This is a genomic window from Laceyella sacchari (assembly GCF_024927925.1).
In the GTDB taxonomy this organism is placed as follows: domain Bacteria; phylum Bacillota; class Bacilli; order Thermoactinomycetales; family Thermoactinomycetaceae; genus Laceyella; species Laceyella sacchari.
On record NZ_CP103866.1, the window covers coordinates 146,059 to 170,971 of the forward strand.

The window sequence follows — 24,913 nt, forward strand, 5'->3', positions numbered from 1 at the left end:
AAAGCACTCATCCTCTTGCAGGTTGAGTGCTTTTTGATTGCATCGCAGTCGTTTCTCATCCTTTATATAATGGTTCTTTTTATATTTTAAATATGTTCGTGGTTGGGTTGGTTGCAAAGGCCAAGTATTTGGGATATATTCAGGGAGGAAGTTTTGAGAAACGGGGGCGCTTTTTGTCATGCAACATATTTATGCTGTGATTTTGGCTGCGGGCAAGGGAACTCGTATGAAGTCCAAAAAACATAAAGTTCTTCACTCCATCTGCGGCAAACCGATGATTGACCACATTTTGGCAGAATTGTCTCAGTTGGACGCGAAGAAGACCATTATGGTTGTGGGGCATTTAAAAGAAAGCTTAGAGGCGCATCTGGGTGAACAAGTGCAGTTTGTTGAGCAGAAAGAGCAGTTGGGCACCGCACACGCTGTCATGCAGACCGAATCGCTGTTGAAGGGGAAAGAAGGCATCACACTCGTCCTCAACGGGGATCATCCACTTTTCACCGCCAAGACTTTGAATCAACTCATTGAAACGCACCGCGCGTCTGGAGCGGCGGCGAGCATCCTCACGGCGAAGTTAGACGATCCGACGGGATACGGCCGCATTGTGCGTCGGGAAGACGGACAGGTTGACCGGATTGTGGAGCACAAAGACGCAACAGAAGAAGAGCGGTTGATTAACGAGATCAACACAGGGACTTATTGTTTCGATAATCAACAACTGTTTTCCACTCTTTCATTAGTCAATAATAATAATGCACAAGGTGAATACTACCTTCCTGATGTGATTTCCATTTTACGCGAACAAGGTCATACGATTGGTGCTCAAGTGATTGGCGACGCTGATGAAGCCATGGGTGTCAATGATCGTATTCAGTTGGCACAGGCGGCGAAGTTCATGCAGGCACGCATACTCCGCGAACATATGAAAAACGGCGTTACCATTATTGATCCGGACAACACCTACATTGAGTCTGATGTTGTCATTGGCGCCGACACCGTGATTGAGCCGGGGACCTTTTTGCGGGGGCGGACGGTCATCGGGGAAGGATGCCACATTGGGCCTAACGCTGATTTGACCGACGTCGTTGTCGAAGATGGCGTACGCATTCGCTACACGGTGATGGATGCAAGCCACGTTGCCGAAGATGCGACGGTGGGACCATACGTTTATGCCCGTCCGGGTACCGAGCTGGGCGAACAAACCAAAGTGGGTTGTTTTGTCGACTTGAAAAAAGTGAAGTTGGGCCGTGGCTCGAAAGTTTCTCATCTGGCTTATGTGGGTGACGCCGAAGTCGGAGAAGGCGTGAATGTTGGATGCGGCGTAGTGACGGTCAACTACGACGGGGTCCGCAAACATAAAACAGTGATCGAAGATGGGGCGTTTATCGGATGCAACGTCAACTTGGTCGCTCCCGTTCGGGTTGAAAAAGGCGCTTATGTGGCGGCAGGCTCCACGATTACCCAAGATGTGCCGGAAGAAGCGCTGGCGATTGCACGAGAACGTCAGACTAACAAAGAAAACTACGCTACTAGACTGAAAAACAAGCTTTCTAAGAACGAATAGATGGAGGAACGGTTCGTTATGTCAGAGAGAACATCTCGCTTACAAGTGTTTAGTTGCAATTCGAATCCGGTTTTGGCGCAGGCGATCTGCAATCATATCGGGATTCCGTTGGGAAATGCCCATGTCGGCAAATTTAGCGACGGGGAGATTCATGTTAAGTTGGATGACAGCGTGCGCGGTTCCGACGTCTATGTGATCCAATCGACATGCGACCCGGTTAACCAACACCTGATGGAACTCTTGGTTATGGTGGATGCCTTGCGTCGTGCTTCCGCCGGCACGATCAATGTCGTGATTCCTTATTACGGCTATGCGCGCCAAGATCGCAAAGCACGGGCCCGTGATCCGATTACCGCCAAACTGGTGGCCAACCTGATCGAAACAGCTGGTGCCGACCGGGTCATTACGATGGATTTGCACGCAACCCAAATCCAAGGATTCTTCAACATCCCAGTCGATCATTTGGTGGGTGTTCCGATTTTGGCCGATTATTTCAAAGGCAAAGGGTTGACGGATGTCGTTGTCGTCTCCCCTGACCATGGTGGCGTAATCCGCGCGCGGCGGTTGGCAGAGCGTCTGGAAGCGCCTATCGCCATCATCGATAAGCGCCGTCCCGAGCCAAACGTGGCAGAAGTGATGAATATCGTGGGGGATGTTAAAGGAAAAACCGCGATCATCATCGATGACATCATCGACACGGCCGGAACGATCACCTTGGCGGCCAATGCCCTATTGGAATACGGTGCGAAAGCAGTTTATACCTGTTGTACGCATCCCGTATTCTCCGGCCCAGCCATCGACCGGATCCGCGAATCCAATATCACTGAAATGGTGGTCACCGATACCATTCCGCTGTCGGAAAGCAAGCAATTGGATAAAATCAAAGTGTTGTCTGTGGCCAACCTGATGGGTGAAGCGATCATGCGCGTTCACAAAGAGCAATCGGTGAGCACCCTGTTTGATTAAGCAGCAAGGGTGACCTCGCGTCGCGATGGTTTGAGTTGCCCAAAGAAATCGCTTTCTCGCGAAGGATTTGCACCATCCATGTTTAAAACCTCTAGTGAAGGGAAATCATCCTTTCAAAGAAAGGGGTTGGATGGATATGTCATTGTCCATACCATTGAACAAACGGGAAACCAACACACGAGGCGCTTTAAACGCATTGCGCAAAAGTGGCAGAGTGCCAGGCGTGTTGTACGGACGCGGCATGGAACCCGTGCTGTTCAGCGCGGATGAAGGCGAGCTTCGGAAAGCGGCGGAAACCAAAGGGTTGTTCCAAGCCAGCCTGGATGGCGAACAGTATCAGGTGATGGTGCGCGATGTCCAAGTGGATCCGATTAAGCTTCGATTGCTTCATGTCGATTTGCAACGTGTGACGATGAACGAACCGATTACGACGGAGATCCCACTTGTGTTGAGTGGGGATGCGACTGGCGTTAAAAACGGGGGCATGTTGGACCAATCCCTGCGCATGGTTGAAGTGCGGGCCCTTCCTGACCGGTTGCCATCAGAAGTGACACTGGATGTCAGCCAGTTGGACATCGGCGATTCCATCACGTTGACGGATGTGGTTTTGCCGGCTGGAGTGGAGTTGTTGACAGATAGGGAGACCCCTGTGGCCTCCATTCTTGCCCCGGTCAGAGGGGAAGAGACAGAAGAAACACCGGAACCGGAGCAGAGCGAATAGCGGTTCCGCTTGCATATAAAGACGCAACGGATGTTGTTGCGTCTTTTTTAACGGATTGCCAACGGAGGGAAAAGAAGATGAAACTGATCGTCGGGCTGGGTAACCCCGGTATCAAGTATGCCCAGACTCGCCATAACATCGGGTTTTGGGTGATTGACCGCTTGAGTGAAGAGTGGGGAATTGCGGTTAATAAAGAAAAGTGGAAAGCTGAAGTGGGCGAAGGGTTGGTCCGGGGGGAAAAAGTGATTTTGATGAAGCCCCTCACTTATATGAATTTGTCGGGTGAAGCGGTTCGCCCGGCCATGGATTGGCTGAAAGCCGACTTGGACGAGTTGGTTGTGGTGTATGATGACCTTGATTTGCCCCCTGGACAAATTCGGTTGCGTTTAAAAGGCAGTTCGGGCGGACACAACGGGATGAAATCATTGATCCAACATTTAGGGACGGATCAATTTAAACGCATCAAAATCGGCATTGGCCGACCGCAGGGAAGAATGACGGTTCCTGATTATGTGTTATCCCCTTTCCACAAATCGGAGTTGGAGTTGATGGCCGATGCAGTGGAGCGTTCAGCATCAGCGATCAACTGTTGGTTGGATAAGACGTTTTTAGAAGCGATGAACCGATACAACACCAAGCCCGGTGAATAATATTGATGATGGGCGAAAATTTGCCAAAGCCATGGCGCGCTTCACAAGTATAACTCCCCAGCGGGGGGCAATACTAAGGGCAAAGGATGGTTGTCTAGGAGGCATTGCCATGGCCATTTATTATGTATGTCGTCATTGCCGCCTGCCGCTGGGTCATATCGCGGACGGACAAGCCACAGAATCACAATTGGGCTTCGATCAGTTGACCCCGGAAGAGCGGAAAGATATAATAACCAATGATGCAGCCGGAAATCAGGTGGTGAATATCACCTGTGAGTCGTGCCAACAAGTGTTGGAATCACACCCGGAGCGTCTATTGTATCCTTCTCTCTATCATTAACTTAACAATCGTTGACACGCGCATGATTAGATACTTGATTTTTTTCTGATAAATTAGAAAAAGAACGGCCTTGGCTGTTGCTAGCTGAGGCTTCTTTTGTATTGAATATATCAGAGGAGGAACGTTTGTTGATACCGTTGATTCATATATTTAGACAAGATCATGATTTTCAGTCGACGGTGACTGGGATTCAAGGCGGGTTAAGGGAACAGTTGGTGGCGGGGTTGACAGGGACGGCAAGGATGATTTATGTGGCTGCCCTTTATCACGAGTTGAAGCGGCCAGTGCTCTTGGTTACGCATAATTTGAACCAAGCACAAAAAGCCGCGGAAGATTTGCAGGAACTGATTCCCAAGGAAGAAGTGCTTTTATATCCGGCGAATGAATTGATTACCACGGAAATCGCGATGGCAGGTCATGAAACTTTGGGTGAAAGAGTTGATGTCTTATCCCGTTTGGCCCAAGGTTTTACTGGCGTGCTCATTGTGCCTTTTGCAGGTCTGAGAAAATGTTTTCCACCACACAGCATATTTGCGCAAAACCATATTTCTCTAAAAGTAGGAACTGTGCAAGAAATTGACTCCTTCGTGGAGCAGTTGGTGAAAATCGGTTACCAGCGCGTGGACATGGTTGAGAAACCGGGAGAATGTAGTGTGCGGGGTGGGATCGTTGACGTCTATCCGGTCAATGCTGCCCAGCCGCTCCGTATAGAATGGTTTGATGATGAGGTGGATTCGATCCGGCCGTTTTCGGTTGCTGACCAACGCTCCATCGATAAATGGACGGAGGCAGTGATTCCTCCAGCCAGGGAATTGTTCGCAGATTCTGAGCGGCTCCGACAAGCCGGCATGCGTGTGGAAACGCTTTTATCAGCAAGGCTTTCTGAGGTGAAAGACGAAAGCTTGAAGCAAAAGCTGACCGAATCGATCGGTTATGATATTGAACAGCTGAAATCGGGAATGTATTTCACCGGGATTTACAAATATGTGGAGCAAATTTATCCCGAGTGTGAGAATTTGTTGCAGTACATGCCAAAAGACGCGGTTGTCGTGATGGATGAACCGTCTCGGATCATGGAAAACGGTCGCCAAATGGAGCGAGAGGAAGGGGAATGGCAAACAGCCCTTCTGTCGCAAGGGGAGTTTTTGCCCCAGTTGAAAATATCGTTCAAATTGGATGATTTGCTCGCGAAGGTGACGCACCAACGGGTTTACTTGTCCTTGTTTATGCGGCAACTTCCAGGCATCCAACCGCAAAACATCATTCAGATGATGTGCCGTAGCATGCAACAATTTCACGGTCAGATGCATGTGCTCAAGGCGGAGTGGGATCGGTGGGTCAAAGCAAACTACCGTGTCTTATTCTTGGCAAGCAGCGAAGAACGGATGGAGCGGTTGGAACGGGTGTTGGCTGACTACGGAATGGAAGTAAACCGCGATGTGGCTTTGCATCAGTTGTTGCCGGGCAAACCAACAGTGACGATCGGTGCATTGCAAGCCGGCTTTGAAATGGGGGGAATCCGCCTCATCGTGGTGACGGAGGGGGAAGTGTTCACCCAGAAGCAACGTCGCACCCGTCGCAGCACCAAATTGGATCATGCTGAAAAAATCAAAGATTACCAGGAATTAAAACCTGGGGATTATGTTGTCCATGTCAGCCATGGGATTGGGCGTTACATCGGCATAGAAACGCTGGAAGTGGCCGGCATGCACAAGGATTACATGCACATCCAATACGCAGGCAACGATAAACTTTATGTTCCGGTCGAGCAGATTGACCAGGTGCAGAAATACATCGGCAGCGAAGAGAAAACACCCAAGGTGTACAGTTTGGGCGGCAGTGAATGGAGCAAGGTGAAAAACAAAGTCCGCTCTTCGGTGCAGGATATCGCCCAAGATCTGATTGAGTTGTACGCCAAACGCCAACAGGCCAAAGGGTATGCATTTAGCAAGGATACGCCGTACCAAAAAGAGTTTGAAGCGATGTTTCCTTATGAAGAGACCCCAGACCAGCTGCGTTCTATTGAAGAGATTAAAAAGGACATGGAAAGCGAGCAACCGATGGATCGCCTGTTGTGCGGAGATGTGGGATACGGAAAAACGGAGGTGGCCATTCGGGCCGCGTTCAAAGCGACCATGGAAGGGAAACAAGTGGCGGTGTTGGTGCCGACGACGATTTTGGCGCAACAGCACTATGAGACTTTTCGCGAGCGTTTTGCTGACTTCCCAGTGCAAATTCACGTGCTGAGCCGCTTCCGCACGCGTAAACAACAAAAAGAAACATTGGAAGGGCTGAAGAATGGCACGGTAGACATTGTCATCGGAACGCACCGGTTGTTGTCCAAAGAAGTGGCTTATAAAGACCTCGGCTTGCTGATCATCGACGAAGAGCAGCGTTTTGGCGTGAAGCACAAGGAAAAAATCAAAACGCTGAAACACAACATTGACGTACTTACGTTGTCAGCTACGCCGATTCCGCGAACCCTGCATATGGCGATGATGGGGGTGCGCGATTTGTCGGTGATCGAGACGCCACCAGAAAATCGTTTTCCGGTGCAAACCTATGTGCTGGAGTATTCGGGTGCCTTGGTGCGAGAAGCGATCGAACGGGAGTTGGCTCGCGGAGGGCAAGTCTATTTTCTTTATAACCAAGTCCAGAATATCGACCAGATGGCTGAGCAGATTCGGATGCTGGTTCCTGAAGCGCGCGTGGCGGTAGCACATGGGCAGATGCAGGAAAATGAATTGGAGAAAGTGATGTTAGACTTCCTTGACGGCGAATATGACGTGTTGGTCAGCACCACCATTATCGAAACGGGTGTGGACATTCCCAATGTAAACACCTTGATTATCTATGACGCCGACAAAATGGGTTTGTCTCAATTGTATCAGTTGCGCGGGCGAGTGGGCCGTTCCAATCGGATTGCTTATGCCTATTTCACGTACCAGCGTGACAAAGTGTTGTCCGAAACCGCAGAGAAACGCCTGCAAGCGATCAAAGAGTTTACCGAATTGGGTTCTGGCTTTAAGATCGCCATGCGGGACTTGTCCATTCGCGGAGCAGGGAACTTGCTGGGGGCCGAACAGCACGGGCATATTGCGACAGTCGGATTTGAATTGTACAGCCAGATGTTGAAAGAGGCGGTCGCTGAGTTGCAAGGTAAGCAGACGGAGGCCGAACCGAAAGAGCCGACGATCGATCTCAATGTTGACGCTTATCTGCCTTCCGAGTATATTCGCGATGAGAAACAGAAAATCGAATTGTACAAAAAGATTCGTGGCGTGACCAACTTAAATGAAGTGAATGACTTGGAAGAAGAGATTGAAGACCGGTTTGGCGACTTGCCGGAGCCGGTACAGATGTTGCTCAAAGTAGCCAAAATCAAGGCTTATGCCATTCTCTACGGGATTGATGCCATCGAACAAAAAGACGGAGAGATTGCGCTTAAATTGGAGCCTGAACAAACGAATCAGATCGATGGGCAAAAACTGTTCATGATTTCGCAGGACTTCCCAGGTAAAATTCGCTTCTCCACAGGGCAACGAATGGGGATTATATTTAAAATCAAAGGGATGTCTGCCAAAATGGCATTAGAAATGATTGAACAATTTTTGATAAAATATAAAGACGTCCCCAAATCGAAAGGAGCCAAGGCAAATGTTGAATAAATGGGTCAAACGAACGGCAACCATCTTATTGGCGAGTGCGCTGGTATTGACCGGTTGCGGCGGGGCCAAAGAAGAAAAGCAAGATGACAAGAACAACACAAGCCAAGCCCCAGCTGAATTTAAACCCTTGCCAACGAACAGCGATAAAGTGGTGGCAGAGTATAAGGGAGGGAAGGTCACAGAAGCCGAACTCCACCGTTACATCAATATTGTGGCCTTTTTGGATCCTCAACTTGCGATGATGATGGGATCGATGAAAGATCAAGAGAAGAAGATCAAAACTGAATTGTCCAAAGAAGTGGCTGCACGGAAATACATGGCTGGATTGGTCAAAGATGATGATTCCTATCAGAAAAAGACCGAAGAGACCATGAAAGAAATCGAAGGCTCCTTCAAAAACCAACCCCAATCGCAACAAGACGGGCAAAAACAACCGAAAAGCCTGGATGAAGCGATTAATGGCAAAGGATTTACCAAAGACGAGCTGAAAGACTTCTTCTATAATTTTCACAGAGTGGATGCATATTACAACGAACAGTTGAAAGATGAGAAATATGATTGGGTGAAAGTGCAACACATCCTGGTTTCTGTAGGTGATGGACAAGACGGGCAACAAGGCACAAAACGAACCGACGCCGAAGCGAAGAAACGCGCTGAAGAAGTGAAACAGAAGCTGGAAAAAGGCGGCGACTTCGCCAAATTGGCCAAGGAATACTCTGACGACCCCGGTTCCAAAAACAGTGCGGGGATGATTGAAGGTTCGGCTGACCAATTCGTGCCGGAATTCGCAAAGGCTTCTAAAGAAATGCCGTTAAATGAGATCAGTGATCCGATCAAAACCAGCTACGGCTATCATGTGTTGAAGGTGTTGGAGCGTAAAAAAGAACCGCTGGCGACAGCTGACGACCAAGTGAAACAGCCGAAGAAACAAGAAGTGTACGAAGCGGTGGTTAAAGAGATCGGATTTAAGTCCCTGTTGAAATAAAGGAAGTTGCCAGGACGACTGGCAGCGACATGCAGGGTGACGTTTGCTGTGCAAGCGGTGAATAACCCTGCGGGGAAGAGCGGGGTGGCTGAAGCGTGTTGAATCAGCCACCTCGCTTTTTTGCGCAAAGGCCATTGTACAAAAACGCAAACATTGACGCCAGGCTCCTTTTGCCAGCAAGTTCAAAGGGAGGAAACTTCCTGTTTTTTCTTTATGAACGGCCCTCATTTCAGATGGGGAGCCGTTTTTTTTATGTATGTTATTGTCGTATAAACTTTTGGAAGCAGAACAATACTATGGGCGGTAGGACAAATTCAACCAAATTAGGTGACACTTCCTATCTCCAATAAAGGAATCATAAGTGAAGTGCTGGAGTTTTGCATAACATCAGATGAAAGAGAGGACGTTTCCTATGAAAGCAACCGGCATCGTGCGTCGGATCGATGATCTCGGCCGTGTGGTGATACCCAAGGAAATTCGTCGGACGCTTCGGATTCGGGAGGGGGATCCGCTTGAGATTTTTGTTGACCGCGACGGTGAAGTGATTCTGAAAAAGTATTCACCCATTGGTGAATTGGGGGATTTTGCCCAAGAATACGCTGAATCCCTTTATGAAAATATTCAATACGCTACCGTAATTTGTGACCGGGACAGCGTGATTGCCGTAGCGGGTGCTTCCAAAAGGGAATATTTGGAGAAGCCGATAGGGGATACCGTGGAAGCGTGCATGGAGCAACGGCGCACGCATCTTGAAAGCAATCCGTTGACTGTGGAATTGTTCAAAGGCTTGACTGAAGAATACCAATCCTATGTGGTGGTTCCAATCAATGCTGGCGGGGACCCCATCGGCGCGGTAATTATTTTTACCAAGAAAGAAGGGGAACGCTTGGGAGAGCTGGAAGTGAAGTTGGCCAGCACCGCGGCTTCCTTCCTTGGAAAGCAGATGGAACAATAGCTTCTACTTTTGACTGGCAGGTGAATAAACCTGCTTTTTCTTTGCCAACCTTTTGCGCTCTTGTATAATGAATAGCAATGTGACGTGAAGGGGGAGGCAAGATGTCCAAGGCGGAGCGATCTTTTGTCCGCGGCGCGGCCATTTTGGGTTTGGCAGCGTTGATCAGCAAAATCTTGGGGGCCGTCTACCGCGTTCCCTATCAAAATATAACTGGCGATGAAGGCATGTATGTGTATCAACAAGTGTATCCGCTGTACAGCGTTTTGTTGATCCTTGCGACGGCGGGGTTTCCCACGGCGATTTCCAAGCTGGTGTCAGAGCGCTTGGCTGAGGGAAATCCATATATGGCCCGCCGAATTTTTCGCGTGGCTTCCGTCACCTTGCTTTTGATTGGTTGTCTCTTTTTTGTCATTCTATTCGTGGGGGCGGAAACCATTGCCGGCTGGATGGGAAGCCGCCAGTTGTTGACCATGCCGATACGGTCTGTATCATTTGCGCTGATTATCGTGCCCTTTTTATCAGCGATCCGGGGGTATTTTCAAGGTCAGCAAAATATGTTGCCGACCGCTGTTTCGCAAGTGATGGAGCAATTGGTACGGGTAGTGACGATTTTGGTCGCTGCTTGGTATTTTATGGAGGCGGGATTTGGTTACGTTTATGCCGGGGCTGGTGCGGTGTTTGGTGCGACAACCGGAGCGGTCGCCGCTTTGCTCATCCTGATGGTGTATTGGAAGCGATATGCCACCCCCGTACGGCCGGAACCGGCGGCCATGACAGCCGCGAACCCATCCACCAAACAGCTGGTGGTGCGCATCTTGGTTTTATCGATTCCCATCGGCATCGGGGCGTTGGTCTTGCCGTTGTATTCTCTGGTGGATTCTTTCACGGTCGGTAATCTGTTGGCTGAATCCGGTTGGGCAATGGATCAGGTAATTACAGAAAAAGGGGTATTTGACCGGGGGCAACCCTTAATTCAATTTGGTTCCTTTTTCGCTACTGCGATCGCCTTATCGATTGTGCCGGCGATTGCTCAAGCCAAGACGGCAGGACATATGGAGGAAGCCAGCATGCGCGCATCTTTGGCTTTGCGCCTGACTTGGCTGTTTGGTTTGCCAGCATCAGTCGGTTTGGCTGTGATCGCTCTACCCACCAATGTGATGCTGTTCAAAGACGGTGCCGGCTCGGATGCGTTAGCTATTTTGGCTTTCACCATTCTGTTTTCAACGCTCAGCCTCACGTCGGCGGGTGTTTTGCAAGGATTTGACCAGGTTGCCTTGCCTGCACTCCATTTGTTGTTGGGAGTGGGTGTTAAATTGGCAGGCAACTTGTGGTTGGTGCCGCTGTGGGACATTCGCGGTGCTGCTTTGGCCACTACGGTTGCTTATGCGCTCGTTGCCGGACTCAACCTTTGGGCGTTGAGACGGCACTTGCGAGGGGCGCTTTGGGAGCATTTCCGCCTCGGCCGTAGTTTGTGGGCGGCTTTGTGGATGGCTGTCGCTGTGGGCGGTGTTAGAATCGGATTGGAGACGGTGTTGGTGCCTGTGTTAGAGTATCGGTTGGCTATGGCTGTCACCGCGCTGGTTTCTGTCATGGTAGGTATGCTGGCCTATCTCTGGGCTGCATTTCGCTTTGGGGTGTTGACGCGGGAGGATCTGGAGAAGGTGCCGAAGTTGAAAGCCAAGCTGCTTCCGCTGTTAGATCGGTTGCATTGGTTGCGTATATGAGGAATTCTGAAGGGTTGTTGATTGAATAAAACGGGCAGGAGGGGAATCATGAACGGGAAAATCGTGGTTGTCGGACTGGGCTTTGGCGATGAGAATGGATTGACGCTGGGGACGCTGACCGAGCTGGAACGCGCTGACCGAGTATTCTTGCGTACAGAACAACATCCGGTTGTTTCGTGGTTGCGCGAACGGGGAATCCAATATGTTAGTTTCGATGACGTGTATGAGAAGCATGCCCGGTTTGAAACGGTGTATGAAGAAATAGCGGAACGTTTGCTGACCTATGCAGGGGAGGGCGGCACAGTCGTTTATGCCGTGCCGGGGCATCCTATGGTGGCTGAACGGACGGTGCAATTGCTTCTGGATGCAGAAGGGATCGCGGTGGAAGTTCACGGGGGAACCAGTTTTTTGGATGCGATGTTCGCCAGCTTGAAGCTGGACCCCATTGAAGGGTTTCAATTATTGGATGGCAATGACCTCAGCGCTTCCCGGTTGGATCCGCGCACTCACGTATTGATTGGGCAAGTGTATGACCGTTTGGTTGCCTCAGATGTCAAGTTGACGTTAATGGATGTGTATCCGGATGAACATCCCGTGACTATCGCCACTGCATGCGGTGTTCCCGGCTTGGAGAAGCTGACTACCCTTCCATTGTATGAGCTGGATCATGGTGAGTGGTTTACAGATCTGACTTCCGTGTATGTACCGCCTGTCACTGAGGAACGGGTGCTCTATCGCCAATTTTCCACCTTAGTGGATGTAATTGCGACGCTCCGAAGCCCGGAAGGATGCCCATGGGATCGCAAACAAACCCATGAGAGCTTGCGCCGGTATCTCATTGAGGAAGCGTATGAGTTTTTGGAGGCAGTTCATGACGGGGATGAAGAGGCGATGGCGGATGAGCTGGGAGACATTTTTCTTCAAGTGATGTTGCATGCGCAAATCGCCAGTGAAGAGGGAACGTTTGACATTTTTGAAGTGATCCGTCGCCTCAATGACAAAATGGTTCGGCGCCATCCCCATGTTTTTGGCGAAGCGCAAGCGGATACCGCGGAAGAAGTGAAGGCGAATTGGGAACAGATTAAAGCGAAAGAGCGGTCAGGAGAAGCCGAACCCCCTTCGGTACTCGGTCAGGTAAATGAGGCGCTTCCTGCGTTGCTGTTGGCTTACCAACAACAGAAAAAAGCGGCTAAAGTAGGCTTTGACTGGGAGCAGATGGATGAGGTATTTGACAAGGTGCGAGAAGAACTGGATGAGTTGGGTCGCGCCGAAACGGCAGCGGAGCGCGAAGAAGAGTTGGGGGATTTGCTGTTCGCTCTCGTCAATTTGTCCCGCTTCCTTAAAGTAGACCCGGAGTTAGCTCTGATCAAATCATGCCAGAAGTTTGCACGCCGCTTTCGGCACATTGAAGAGCGGGTGCGTAGCCAAAATCGTGCGTGGCCGGATGTGACACTCGCGGAAATGGACGCGTGGTGGAATGAGGCCAAACGGGAAGAAAAGGGGAATCCTCGGAAAGGATGAAGGGTTTTCCTTCCGTCCGACGAATTGTTCATAACATGGACAAATGAATAAGGCGAGTTTGTGACAACTGAGGTGACGACAGATGCGATTAGATAAGTTTCTTAAAGTGTCCCGATTGGTGAAAAGACGGACGCTGGCCAAAGAGGTGTGCGACCAGGGCCGGGCCGAGGTGAACGGCAAACCGGCCAAAGCGGGTACTACGGTCGCGGTCGGCGATGAGATCAGCATCCGTTTCGGCAACAAGCGGGTAACGGCGAGAGTGGAAAAGTTGCAGGAGAACGCCAAAAAAGAGGATGCAGGCAATATGTTCACCATTGTGCGCGAAGAACCTTTGAAAGCGGAAGAAGCGCCGCTTGAGTTCTAATTTCTGACCTTTGTCCATATCATGTACCATGGGAAGGGGGTACCTGATATGACGGAGGATTTGCATGGCCAGCCTAGGCATGAAATCGTGCTGACCAATCGCAATGTGATGGAAGTTAGCGGTGTTGTTCGCGTTGAGAGCTTTGACAGCGAGGAGTTCTTATTGCAAACCGACTGCGGCTATCTCGGCATCCGTGGACAAGACCTCCACATAAAGAATTTGGATCTCGATCAGGGAAGGGTCGCGATAGAGGGGCAGATCATGGACATGAGCTATTTAGATGTCCATCTGCCTGCTAGCGAGAAGGCGAAAGGGCTGCTGGGGCGGATTTTCAAGTGACTCTGGCTACGCAATGGACCACGATGGGCCTGATGCTGGGTTCCGGTATCCTCATTGGCGTCATTCTCGATTTTTACCGTGTGGTTACCCAACGCTTTCGGCTTAAACGGTGGATCGTCTCCCTGATCGATCTCCTGTATTGGATGATTTCCAGTCTGCTTGTGTTTGGCTTGTTGTTGTGGAGCAATTGGGGTGAACTGCGCTTTTATTTGTTCATCGCAATCTGCCTCGGGTTTTTGCTCTACTTCAGGTGGTTTTCACAGTTGGTCATCCGTTTCATCCGTGTGCTGTTTCAATTGGTGGAATGGATGATTCATTTTCTTGGGCAAGCCGTTTACACGATGGTGTATGTTCCATTATCATTTATGGCGCGATGCCTCTGGATCTGTGCGCGGGCGGTAGCACGGGGGGCTTGGACCTTGATTAGATGGATTTGCCTTCCGCTAGCTTGGCTCTTGGGCCCGCTTGTCCGTCCGATGTGGAGGAGGATGCGGCCGCACGTGGATCAAGTGCGCTCCTTCCTTCGCCGGTTTGGGGCGTGGTGGAAAAAGAAAAGAGAAAAAGGTGGATAATATGCCTTTTCAGCGTTCGCGCGATAATATCTTGACATTTAAACGGAAAGTGGCAAAAGAGAAAGGACATGAGGAACGGAAACAACCGCTTCATCCCGCCGTTCGGCGCCGGCGGATGATCTGGCTTGGCGTCATGGTCACGATCTTCTGTTGGTGTGTGGTGGAGTTGATTATCCAGCAAAACCGTATTTGGGACAAAGAAGAGGCATTGGCGGCCAAACGGCAGGAGTTGGCGGAAGCGAAAAGGAAAACGGCCCACATCAATGCGGAGATTAAAAAGTTACACCGCAAGGATTATTTGTTGGAATTGGCTCACAAAATGGGATATAGCAAACCGGGTGAACAAATATATTCGTTGCCGGACAAGCGGTGATCGGGCCGCTTTATCCGCTTTCATTCGCCCGATGTGCTTCTGCCGCGCTCTTTATGCGTGGCGGGGGTGACCTCTTGTGCGAGAAGACAAGGGGTTATTTTATTTTGGCAGGAATCAAAAGTGCTTAAGTAGAAAACTTAGGCTAGAAGCGTTCGTATGAATATTCTGTATGAGATCGGTTAGTTGGCATCAGCAGTGAGAATCTCCCGATGAAGGGGGTATAAGGGTGCTCCATATCAATCGCGCCAGCTGGTGGGGACTCGCCCTTGTCTTTGTCCTCATTTTCGCTACGCTTGGACTGGTTTGGAAGGATGAAGGGGGAGAAACGGCACAAGGGCGCAGGGGAAAGGTACTGACAGGCTTAGATGTCGTGTTGGCCAATCCGAAGATGTTCACTGGGAAGCGAGTGGGGCTGATAACCAATCCGACAGGCATTACCGCCGATTACGAACATAGTTTGGATGCCATGTTGCGCAAGGGCATCCGCGTGACGGAAGTGTACGGTCCGGAACATGGGGTACGCGGAACAGAACAGGCGGGCGAGACGCCGGGTGAGCTGATCGACCCGAAAACGGGGCTTCCGCTTTCCAACCTGTATGGGAAAAATCCGGTGGACATGGTTCCTATGTTCGCAGATGTGGATGTCCTTGTGTTTGACATCCAAGATGTCGGAACCCGTTTCTACACTTACATCTCCACCATGGCATATGTGATGGAGGCGGCAGCCATTGCCGATAAGCCGCTGTATGTGCTGGATCGTCCCAATCCGTTGGGGGGAGTCCGGGTAGAAGGCCCTGTGTTGGAGGAAAAACACAGCTCCTTCATCGGCCTGTTCCCTATCGCCCTGCGGCACGGCATGACGGTTGGTGAGCTGGCGACCTTATTCAATGAGTGGTTTTTCCCAAAAAGCGGCAAAAAGAAGGTCGAACTCCATGTCGTGAAAATGAAGGGTTGGAGCCGGCAGGAAACCTACGGGCAGACGGGACTCCCTTGGGTGATGCCGTCGCCGAATATGCCGACGGTCACGACAGCACAAGTGTATCCGGGAACTGGACTGATCGAAGCGACCAATCTCTCCGAAGGAAGGGGAACGACGCGACCGTTTGAACTGATCGGCGCCCCTTATGTGGAAGGATGGAAGTTGGCAGAGGAACTAAATCGGGAACGATTGCCGGGAGTCAAGTTTCGCGAAGCGTACTTCACCCCTACTTTTTCCAAACATCAAGGGAAAACAGTGGGTGGTGTACAAGTGCATGTGGAAGATCCCGCAACGTTTGATCCTATCCTGACGGGACTGGCTATCATTGAAAAGGTAAAAAAATTGTATCCAAGCCAGTTTGCATGGCGCGAATCGGGGGAACCCTATTGGATGGATAAAATGACCGGCACGGAAAAAGTTCGCCAGCAAATCGACCAAGGGAAATCCGCTAGGGAAATCGTACGTTCCTGGGCGGCAGAACTGAATAATTTCAAAAAACTACGAGGAAAGTACCTTCTCTATCCAGCACGGGGAATCCCGCACTAAAAATATGCCATTTTTTTGTTGACATCACTGCGGACGCATTATATAATAATCATTGTTCGCAGTGATGAACTCAAATCCTTTTAGAATGTCGCGGGGTGGAGCAGTCTGGTAGCTCGTCGGGCTCATAACCCGAAGGTCGCAGGTTCAAATCCTGTCCCCGCAACCAAATATATGGCGGCGTAGCTCAGCTGGCTAGAGCGTACGGTTCATACCCGTGAGGTCGGGGGTTCGAGGCCCTCCGCCGCTACCAAGTGCAAGAGAGGAGAAGGCGAGGAAACCCTATCGTGGGTGGTGCATCGCCTTTTTTTTGTGTCATTTTATTGGGATGCATGATAAGCATGGGAGTGGTTGTGTGAATGTCGTTATCAAGAAAGTCAAATTTACCACGATAAATAAAACATATACGGAAAAGGTGCGGGATTGGCGGGGGCGCCATTGCTTCTCTACGCAATATGCCAATCCGGACGGCAAGCGGATTTTCCTCACTTACTATTTTGTGCGCAAGGGGTATACCATCTCAAAGGTGTTTAACCGATCAGGGGAATTCCTCTACTACTATTGCGACGTGATGCAAATGCACCAAGTGGGCCGAATGCGTTATGTCATGGTGGACTTGTTGTTTGATCTGATCGTTTATCCGGATGGCACCTATCACCTGATTGACGTGGATGAGTTTGCCGACTCGGTGGAACGGGGACAATTGAAGCGGCGGCAACAAGTCCATGCGCTCCGGACGTTAGACCAAATGATTCGTTTGCAGACGGAGCGGAAGTTGATCCCGTCGTTTGTACATGAAGCCCAGATGTACCCCTTGAACACGTTTGCGCGCCGGCTTTGATGGGTTATTTCGACATGGCGAAACGATGGACACAGTAGAATATTAGAAGTTTTGTCGCTCCTGTGCTGAAAGTGATGCAAAACGACACCAAGGGATGGTGTTTAGACAAGCCCCCCGCTGTACCGCGGAGGGGTTTTTGTTTGCCGGCGGAGTGGAGAAAGCCAATCAAGGCGCTGGATTACCCAGAGGACAAAATTTGTCGCAAAAATTTTCTTTTCATTCAGACTGTTTGACAAACTTTTCTTCCGTCCCATCGCTATAATGGGTGGCACAAAGTGATTGGGGTGATGGGTCATGCAAATGGGTACTTATATCAAAAATTTTTTCATTCGTCCAGTTAGTTGGTTTGGAGTGGATCAAAGCAGGCAGAGAAGAGCTATATACCGATTATCCACCATGTGGAATGTGCCAGTGTTGGTGATGGGTTTTCTCCTGGGTAGAGCTACCATTCTTGACACATTCTCTCCATTTGCGGTGGCGTATGTGGCAGTGATCTACCATCTTGCTCGCAAACAATGGCCGGTGGTGCTTTTGTCACTGATACTGGGGGCAGCCACTTTGGGTCCACTCAAGGCGGTGGAGACGGCCGGCGTGTTGGCAATTTGGTTGTTGTTGCAAAAAGGATGGGACTGGTTAGGGAAAGGGCAGATCAATTATGTCCCTTTTGTTGTGGGGGCATGCGGCGCCGCGGCCCACCTGGCGGAAGGGATGATCGGAGGCTGGAGCTCGTACAAAGGCTTGATGGCTGCCGCCGAAGTTTTGCTGAGTTTCATCCTGACATTCATCTTTGTACACTCCTTGCCGTTGTTTACAGTAAAGAAAAAACGGATTGCTTTGCGGCATGAGGAGATTGTATGCCTGGTAATTTTACTCGGTTCTGTCATGACGGGCATGATGGATTGGTTTGTGGCTGATCTGTCGGTGGTCAACATGGTGTCCCGCTACGCGATATTATTGTTTGCGCTGATCGGCGGTGGGTTGCTCGGTTCATCGATCGGCGTAGTGACGGGAGTGATATTGAGTCTGTCCGACACCAAAGCGGTGATGCAGATCAGTTTGCTGGCCTTCGCGGGATTGTTGGCCGGCCTGTTTAAAGAAGGTAAGCGGTGGGGGGTGGCCATCGGCTTCATGCTCGGTTCAGCCATCCTGACCTTGTACGATGGTGGTGCCGAAGTAATGTGGATGTCACTCAAGGAGTCGGCTTGCGCCGTCGTCCTGTTTATGCTGACGCCCAACCGCTTGATCCAATCGTTGTCCCGTTTTGTGCCGGGGACAACGGAGAATCAGTCGGCACATTTAGAATATATCAAACGGTTGCGCGATGTGACCGCAGCCAAGGTAGAGCAGTTTACGGAATTGTTTCAGGAACTTAGTTTCAGCTTTAGAGAGGACGCCACCAAGCATCGCAAAGAACATGAGGATCAGGTTAATTTTTTTCTGTCGGAAGTAATGCATGACGCGTGCGGGGGATGCCCACGCTATGCGGATTGTTGGGACAAGCAAGTCATGAAAACGTATCAAGGCATGACTGAATTGATGGCCATGGTGGAAACGAACGGTGTCACCGATGAGATCGCGGTGCCCCCATTTTGGGAGCAGCATTGTATGCGCGGCGAACGGGTGATGGGTTCGATTCAAAAACAGTACGCCCGCTATGAGCAAAACATTTACTGGAAGGAAAAAATGCAGGAATCGCGCCGGTTGGTATCGGACCAATTGGCGGGTATGGCCGAAGTGATGGAGAAGCTGGCTAAGGAGATCCGCCATGAGACACAAGTGATGGCGGCGCACGAAGAGCAAATTCATGAGGCCTTAGAGGAGTTGGGCTTGTCCATACAGCGGGTGGATATTATCAATCTCGAGGAAGGCAAAGTGGAGATTGAAGTGGTGATGCCGGAACGGGAAGGGTTGGATGAATGCAAAAAGCTGGTGGCGCCTTTGCTGACAGAGGTGTTGGGGGAACCCATCTCGGTGTACCGGAAAGTGATCAAAGACGGTTCGCATGGGGCAGTTATCACCTTGGGCTCAGCGCAACGGTTTGAGTTGAAAACAGGGGCAGCCAATGCGGCGAAAGGGGGCGGGCTTATTTCTGGAGACAGCTATTGTTATATGAGTTTGGGCACGGGCAAATGCGCGGTGGCGTTATCTGACGGCATGGGGAATGGACAGCGCGCCCAAGAAGAGAGCAGTGCCGCGCTTAAATTGTTGCGCCGCTTGCTTCAGTCGGGGATGTGTGAAGAGAGGGCGGTTGACACGGTGAACTCCATCTTGAGTCTGCGGTCGGCTGATGAGATGTTCGCCACGGTCGATTTGGCTATCGTCGACTTGAATACAGCAAAGGGGCGGTTTATGAAGATCGGTTCCACTCCGGGATTTGTTAAACGGGGCAAACAGGTGATGACCCTCTCGGCCGCCAACCCCCCGATTGGCATCCTGAGTGAGATTGAGATCGAGCCGATTGAGATGCAACTGCAACCGGGGGATTTGGTCATATTGATGACTGATGGCGTCTACGATGCGCCGCGGCGGGCGGTGAACAAGGATGCGGTGATGACCCGGTTAATTTCGGAGATCGACACCAAGGATCCGCAAGACTTTGCGGATTGTTTGCTGGAGAAGGTGGTTCGCTACCATGGTGGGCGTATCAGTGATGACATGACGGTGGTTGTAGCCAAAGTGGAGCGGTATGCACCGGAATGGTCAACCATCCGATTGCCTGGTGTGAAACCACTCAAGCGCTCACATTTGGTGGTTTAAATTTGCTTCCCGGTGCGAAACAGGATATGATGAAAAGAGAAGGATGAGTGGCGTTTGCTCGGGGGAGTTCCCCCGGGTTTGACGCGCCAAGGAGACGATTCAGGTGTTTCTTGCTCAATTGAGAGAAGAGCTGAACCGAATGGGCTTGGCGGGGCGGCGGGCCAGGGTGTTGGTAGGCGTCTCGGGTGGGGCCGATTCCATCGCCTTGGTACATGCTCTGAAAAAAATAGAACAAGAGGTAGATATTTTTGTCGCCGCTGTTCATGTCAACCATCAGCTCAGAGGGGAAGAAAGCGAAGCCGACGAGCAACATGTCAAGGCGTTTTGCGAGGAATGGAAAATACCTTGCCGGACGGTCAGGGTAAATGTTGGAAGTTTGTTAGAACAAAAAGGCGGGAACAAACAGGCAGTCGCGCGTGAACTCCGTTATGACGCCTTTGAGAAAACGGCGCGGGCATGGCGGATGGATGCTGTCGCTACTGCTCATCATGCCGATGACCAGCTGGAAACGGTGTTGATGCGGGTGGTCAGGGGAACGGGGGTAGCAGGGCTGGCGGGTATCGAGCCGATCCGTGCTTGGCGCGGTTTCCAATTGATCCGGCCGCTGTTGACGTTCACCAAACAGGAGGTAGAGCGTTACTGCCAGGATGCGGGATTGCCCACGCGTTTGGATTCCAGTAACTTGCTTCCCGACTACACTCGCAACCGCCTGCGGATGGAAGTGGTTCCATTGTTGGAAGCGTTCAACCCCCATGTACAAAAAGCGGTTTGTACTTTGAGTGACTTGGTTCGGGAAGAAGAAAAAGTGTGGTCCGAATGGGTGGAGGACGCTTTGGGCAAGGTGCTTCTCGAGCGGGGTGATGCCAGCTTCACCCTTGATGTTTCAAGTTTTCTTCACCTTCCAATCGCTTTACAAAGAAGGGTAGTTAAACTAATATTAAGTTATCTTTCGCAAGATGATACGTTTGGAGTCAGTCTTGACGCGGTTGAAAAGATGAGAAAACTCGTTGCGGACGGATCTTCATCCAGTATGTTTCATCTCCCCGGCGGCATCGTAGCGGAGCGGGAATATGAAAAAGTACATATGCGCAAGGCAGAGTGCGGCGCAGAACATGCCACTCAATCAGGGGAAATTGAGTTATCTGTTCCTGGTACGACGTGTTTGCCCGGGTTTTTGGGTAAAATAGAAGTATTGGAATCGGATGTGGCATTACATAACGTGGATCTTGGTCGGAATGCTGTCGTCTTCGACCGAGATCATTTGCCGTTTCCCCTCTGCGTAAGAGCCCGCCAAAGCGGGGATCGTATGACATGCTTGGGGATGGACGGAAGAAAAAAGTTGAAAAAAGTGCTGATGGAAGCAAAAGTTCCCAAGCGCCAACGTGACCGAGTTCCGGTTGTGACCGCGGGAGATGAGATTATCTGGGTTCCAGGGGTGAAGCGGTCGGGTGTCGCTCCCGTCACCCCGAAGACCACTCGGTTTTTGTATCTAATCTGGGAAGAGTAAATTGCTTGTGTGTGGTAGGAGGAAAGACATGCATCAAGATATCAAGGAAGTTCTTATTTCCGAAGAGCAAATCAAAGAGAAAGTGCGGGAATTGGGTCAACGCCTGTCAGAGGAGTACAAAGACTTGAACCCGCTATGTGTCTGCGTGTTAAAGGGTGCAGTGCCATTTATGGCGGATTTGATCCGGGAGATGCCGATTAAGATGGAAATGGATTTCATGGCTGTATCCAGCTATGGCAATTCGACCACTTCCTCGGGTGTTGTGCGCATCCTCAAAGATTTGGACGCATCCATCGAAGGACGTCATGTTTTGATTGTCGAAGATATTATCGATTCGGGCTTGACGTTGAGTTACTTGGTTGAGATGCTGAAAGGCCGGAATGCCGCTTCAGTCAAAATCGTCACTCTTCTCGATAAACCAGACCGCCGCAAGGTGGATTTGAGCCCGGATTACTGTGGTTTCACCATTCCGGATGCGTTTGTGATCGGATACGGGCTTGACTTTGCCGAGAAGTATCGCAACTTGCCTTATATCGGTGTGCTGAAAGAAGAAGTGTACCAGTGATGCGCCAGAGCGGTCTATTGAGTATGGGAAGTCGACTGTGATAAAATGATACAAGTGGACTGAGAGGAGGCCAGGGATGAAACACTTCTTCCTCAGGAACGGAGTATTATACTTAATCCTCATCCTTATCACAATCGGGGTTGTCAACATGATCGCCAACCCTGGAGTGGACAAACAAAACTTTAGATATGATGAATTTAGAACAAAGCTGCTGCAAAAACAGTTAGATGATATTACGGTCCAATACGATAACGGTGTTTACAATATCGAAGGCAAGATCAAAGGCACGGCTAAAAGCTTCTTCACCATTGCCCCAGCTGGCTACGGAAGCTCCGTGATCGAAGATATCCAAACCGCCGGAGTGAAAGTGAACATCGAGAAAACAAAAGGGGACTCAGTTTGGCTCACGTTCTTTACCTCAGTCATTCCTTTTGTCATCATCTTACTTATTTTCTTCTTCTTGTTTAACCAAGCTCAAGGCGGCGGAAGTCGCGTGATGAATTTCGGCAAGAGCAAAGCGAAGTTATACAATGAAGAGAAAAGACGGGTTACATTTGATGATGTGGCAGGAGCGGATGAAGAAAAAGCGGAGTTAGTTGAGATCGTCGATTTCCTGAAAGACAATCGGCGGTATGCGGCGATGGGTGCTCGCATCCCCAAAGGGGTACTATTGGTTGGGCCTCCAGGTACGGGTAAAACGCTGTTAGCTCGCGCAGTTGCGGGTGAAGCGAAAGTGCCGTTCTTCTCCATCAGCGGTTCCGACTTTGTAGAGATGTTCGTCGGTGTTGGTGCTTCACGGGTTCGTGACTTGTTTGAACAGGCCAAGAAAAATGCTCCGTGTATCATTTTCATCGATGAGATCGACGCGGTAGGGCGTCAGCGCGGTGCGGGTCTTGGCGGCGGCCACGACGAACGCGAGCAAACCTTGAACCAATTGTTGGTGGAGATGGACGGTTTTGATGTCAATGCGGGCATCATCATCATGGCTGCAACGAACCGTCCCGACATTTTGGATCCGGCGTTGCTTCGTCCTGGACGTTTTGACAGACAGATCTTGGTTAATCGCCCCGACGTAAAAGGGCGCGAAGCCGTGTTGAAAGTACACGCACGCAATAAGCCGATTGCTGATGATGTGAAGTTGAATGTGATCGCGCAACGCACCACCGGGTTCTCTGGCGCGGATTTGGAGAACCTGTTGAATGAAGCGGCATTGCTGGCGGCGCGTAGCAATAAGAAGAAGATCACCATGGAAGAAGTGGATGAAGCGATCGACCGGGTGATTGCGGGTCCGCAGAAGAAAAGCCGCGTCATCAGCGAAAAAGAACGCAAGATCGTCGCTTATCACGAAGCAGGGCACGTGCTTTGCGGATATTATCTGGAAAATGCGGACATTGTCCATAAGGTGACGATTGTCCCCCGTGGGCAAGCAGGTGGATATGCGATGATGTTGCCTAAGGAAGACCGTTATTTGGCAACCAAAAGCGAACTGCTTGATCGGGTGACGGGTCTCCTAGGTGGACGTGTGGCTGAGGAAATTATCTTTGGCGAAATCAGCACCGGTGCGAGTAATGACTTTGAAAAGGCGACAGCCATCGTGCGCGCTATGATCACCGAATACGGGATGAGCGACAAGCTGGCTACGATGACTTTTGGCCGTTCGCAAGGGCAAGTGTTCTTGGGCCGCGATTTGAGCCAAGAGCAAAACTACAGTGACAAAGTGGCATACGAAATCGACATCGAGATGCAAGAGATGGTGCGCAAATGTTACAACCGCGCCAAAAACCTGCTCATCGAACGCCGCGATCAATTGGAACTCATGGCTCAAACCCTGCTGGTACGGGAAACGCTGGATGAAGAGCAAATCAAACAGCTGTTGGAGACTGGAAAGCTGGATGATGACAGCGATGTGAAAGTAAACATCCAGACCAAAGACGACCATGGGACGGATGAAAGCGGAAACGAAGAGAAGAAACAAGATGCGAACCTCGCTTCGGCTAAGGACTTCTCTTCCGATAAATATGGAATCCGGCGCAATGTCGATTCCACGAGTGGTGAGGAAAACGCGTCTGACAAAGACGATAAAAAGCCACTCTAATCCTTTGCGAAAAAGAGGCGGGATGGCGCCTCTTTTTCTTATGGCCAAAAGTACAGGCAAATCCCAAATCAACAAGTGAATGGGTGGGCATAATGCTAAAAGAAAAACTTTTATTGCTAATAGATGTGGGTAATACCAATGTGGTGCTGGGTGTGTATCGGCAAGATGAACTGCTTCATCATTGGCGCTTACAAACGGATCGCAATGCCACCGAAGATGAATTTGGTGTAATGTTGAGAAGCCTGTTTGATTATGTAGGCATCGACTTTGATATGATCGAAGGCGTGGTTCTGTCATCGGTGGTTCCGCCGTTGACAGTGGTGCTGGAACGCATGACGGAGAAGTATCTAAAACAAAAACCGCTTGTTTTGGGGCCGGGAGTTAAAACCGGGTTGAACATCAAATACGATAATCCGCGCGAGGTGGGGGCAGACCGCATTGCCAATGCCGTGGCGGCGTTGGAGTTGTATGGCGCCCCGGCGATCATTGTCGATTTTGGTACGGCAACCACGTTTTGTTTTATCGATGAAGAAGGGAACTATATCGGTGGAGCGATTACACCAGGGGTTAATATCTCAGCAGAAGCGCTGTACCAACGTGCTGCGAAATTGACCCGGGTGGAAATTGTGAAGCCGGATTCCGTGGTGGGACGTAATACGGTTCAAGCCGTGCAAGCGGGCATATATTATGGGTATGTAGGTGTCGTGGACGAGATTGTCACACGCATGAAACAGGTGTTGACCAAGCGCCCGTATGTCGTAGCCACGGGCGGCCTGGCCAAATTGATTTGCAACGACACCAAAACGATTGACGAAATCAACCCATTGTTGACACTCGTGGGGTTGAAGCTGATTTGGGAAAGAAACCGAAAGCCTGTTTGATTG

Annotated in this window: 21 protein-coding genes and 2 tRNA genes; all 23 read left to right on the forward strand. The window is 50.4% G+C overall.

The features are described from left to right. Nucleotides 1-178: 178 nt before the first annotated feature. The 23 genes from glmU to NYR52_RS00790 all read left to right on the forward strand — a co-directional run bounded on the left by glmU (nucleotide 179) and on the right by NYR52_RS00790 (nucleotide 24,910). The gene (glmU, locus tag NYR52_RS00680) at nucleotides 179-1,564 is read left to right on the forward strand and encodes a bifunctional UDP-N-acetylglucosamine diphosphorylase/glucosamine-1-phosphate N-acetyltransferase GlmU (protein WP_022738732.1); all 1,386 of its coding nucleotides are present in this window, start codon (nucleotides 179-181) and stop codon (nucleotides 1,562-1,564) included. 18 nt (nucleotides 1,565-1,582) lie between these two features. Then, nucleotides 1,583-2,530 (forward strand): ribose-phosphate diphosphokinase, encoded by a 948-nt coding sequence (locus NYR52_RS00685; protein WP_022738733.1) that lies wholly within the window; start codon nucleotides 1,583-1,585, stop codon nucleotides 2,528-2,530. A 136-nt stretch (nucleotides 2,531-2,666) separates the two neighbouring features. After that, nucleotides 2,667-3,251, forward strand: a complete 585-nt coding sequence (locus NYR52_RS00690) for a 50S ribosomal protein L25 (RefSeq protein WP_029072133.1) — start codon at nucleotides 2,667-2,669, stop codon at nucleotides 3,249-3,251. A gap of 77 nt (nucleotides 3,252-3,328) precedes the next feature. Next, complete coding sequence (pth, locus tag NYR52_RS00695; protein ID WP_132223068.1) at nucleotides 3,329-3,901, forward strand: aminoacyl-tRNA hydrolase; 573 nt, start codon at nucleotides 3,329-3,331, stop codon at nucleotides 3,899-3,901. Between the two features lie 109 nt (nucleotides 3,902-4,010). Next, the gene (locus NYR52_RS00700) at nucleotides 4,011-4,241 is read left to right on the forward strand and encodes an anti-sigma-F factor Fin (protein WP_132223069.1); all 231 of its coding nucleotides are present in this window, start codon (nucleotides 4,011-4,013) and stop codon (nucleotides 4,239-4,241) included. Nucleotides 4,242-4,369: 128 nt separating this feature from the next. Beyond that, the gene (mfd, locus tag NYR52_RS00705; RefSeq protein WP_259436108.1) at nucleotides 4,370-7,909 is read left to right on the forward strand and encodes a transcription-repair coupling factor; all 3,540 of its coding nucleotides are present in this window, start codon (nucleotides 4,370-4,372) and stop codon (nucleotides 7,907-7,909) included. Further along, nucleotides 7,899-8,894: a peptidylprolyl isomerase gene (locus NYR52_RS00710; protein WP_132223073.1), complete on the forward strand. Its 996-nt coding sequence runs from the start codon at nucleotides 7,899-7,901 to the stop codon at nucleotides 8,892-8,894. The genes mfd and NYR52_RS00710 overlap by 11 nt, the downstream gene beginning before the upstream one ends. A gap of 412 nt (nucleotides 8,895-9,306) precedes the next feature. Further along, entirely contained in the window at nucleotides 9,307-9,849 is a 543-nt protein-coding gene (gene spoVT, locus NYR52_RS00715) for a stage V sporulation protein T (protein WP_022738741.1), read from the forward strand. 101 nt (nucleotides 9,850-9,950) lie between these two features. Further along, complete coding sequence (locus NYR52_RS00720) at nucleotides 9,951-11,573, forward strand: putative polysaccharide biosynthesis protein (protein WP_259436109.1); 1,623 nt, start codon at nucleotides 9,951-9,953, stop codon at nucleotides 11,571-11,573. 48 nt (nucleotides 11,574-11,621) lie between these two features. Then, nucleotides 11,622-13,094, forward strand: coding sequence for a bifunctional methyltransferase/pyrophosphohydrolase YabN (gene yabN / locus NYR52_RS00725; protein WP_259436110.1), 1,473 nt, complete (start codon nucleotides 11,622-11,624; stop codon nucleotides 13,092-13,094). Nucleotides 13,095-13,176: 82 nt separating this feature from the next. After that, nucleotides 13,177-13,458, forward strand: coding sequence for an RNA-binding S4 domain-containing protein (locus NYR52_RS00730; RefSeq protein ID WP_022738745.1), 282 nt, complete (start codon nucleotides 13,177-13,179; stop codon nucleotides 13,456-13,458). Nucleotides 13,459-13,506: 48 nt separating this feature from the next. Next, nucleotides 13,507-13,797 carry a sporulation protein YabP gene (gene yabP / locus NYR52_RS00735; protein ID WP_022738746.1) on the forward strand — a complete coding sequence of 97 codons (291 nt, stop codon included), beginning with the start codon at nucleotides 13,507-13,509 and terminating at the stop codon, nucleotides 13,795-13,797. Next, nucleotides 13,794-14,369 (forward strand): spore cortex biosynthesis protein YabQ, encoded by a 576-nt coding sequence (gene yabQ / locus NYR52_RS00740; protein WP_259436111.1) that lies wholly within the window; start codon nucleotides 13,794-13,796, stop codon nucleotides 14,367-14,369. The genes yabP and yabQ overlap by 4 nt, the downstream gene beginning before the upstream one ends. Nucleotide 14,370: 1 nt before the next feature. Continuing rightward, on the forward strand, nucleotides 14,371-14,742 hold the full coding sequence (locus NYR52_RS00745) for an FtsB family cell division protein (protein ID WP_132223081.1): 372 nt from the start codon (nucleotides 14,371-14,373) through the stop codon (nucleotides 14,740-14,742). Between the two features lie 235 nt (nucleotides 14,743-14,977). Beyond that, the gene (locus NYR52_RS00750; RefSeq protein WP_375163188.1) at nucleotides 14,978-16,267 is read left to right on the forward strand and encodes an exo-beta-N-acetylmuramidase NamZ family protein; all 1,290 of its coding nucleotides are present in this window, start codon (nucleotides 14,978-14,980) and stop codon (nucleotides 16,265-16,267) included. Nucleotides 16,268-16,356: 89 nt separating this feature from the next. Next, nucleotides 16,357-16,433: transfer RNA gene (locus NYR52_RS00755), tRNA-Met, on the forward strand. A gap of 7 nt (nucleotides 16,434-16,440) precedes the next feature. After that, nucleotides 16,441-16,517 (forward strand) — tRNA-Met (locus tag NYR52_RS00760). Between the two features lie 102 nt (nucleotides 16,518-16,619). Beyond that, complete coding sequence (locus tag NYR52_RS00765; RefSeq protein WP_054095522.1) at nucleotides 16,620-17,105, forward strand: ribonuclease FAU-1 family protein; 486 nt, start codon at nucleotides 16,620-16,622, stop codon at nucleotides 17,103-17,105. A 294-nt stretch (nucleotides 17,106-17,399) separates the two neighbouring features. Continuing rightward, nucleotides 17,400-19,862, forward strand: coding sequence for a stage II sporulation protein E (gene spoIIE / locus NYR52_RS00770; RefSeq protein ID WP_259436112.1), 2,463 nt, complete (start codon nucleotides 17,400-17,402; stop codon nucleotides 19,860-19,862). A 103-nt stretch (nucleotides 19,863-19,965) separates the two neighbouring features. After that, nucleotides 19,966-21,369 carry a tRNA lysidine(34) synthetase TilS gene (tilS, locus tag NYR52_RS00775; RefSeq protein ID WP_259436113.1) on the forward strand — a complete coding sequence of 468 codons (1,404 nt, stop codon included), beginning with the start codon at nucleotides 19,966-19,968 and terminating at the stop codon, nucleotides 21,367-21,369. A 28-nt stretch (nucleotides 21,370-21,397) separates the two neighbouring features. Next, the gene (hpt, locus tag NYR52_RS00780) at nucleotides 21,398-21,934 is read left to right on the forward strand and encodes a hypoxanthine phosphoribosyltransferase (protein WP_022738755.1); all 537 of its coding nucleotides are present in this window, start codon (nucleotides 21,398-21,400) and stop codon (nucleotides 21,932-21,934) included. A 76-nt stretch (nucleotides 21,935-22,010) separates the two neighbouring features. Next, nucleotides 22,011-24,029, forward strand: a complete 2,019-nt coding sequence (gene ftsH, locus NYR52_RS00785) for an ATP-dependent zinc metalloprotease FtsH (protein ID WP_132223091.1) — start codon at nucleotides 22,011-22,013, stop codon at nucleotides 24,027-24,029. A 92-nt stretch (nucleotides 24,030-24,121) separates the two neighbouring features. Next, nucleotides 24,122-24,910 carry a type III pantothenate kinase gene (locus tag NYR52_RS00790; protein ID WP_132223093.1) on the forward strand — a complete coding sequence of 263 codons (789 nt, stop codon included), beginning with the start codon at nucleotides 24,122-24,124 and terminating at the stop codon, nucleotides 24,908-24,910. Nucleotides 24,911-24,913 lie beyond the last annotated feature (3 nt).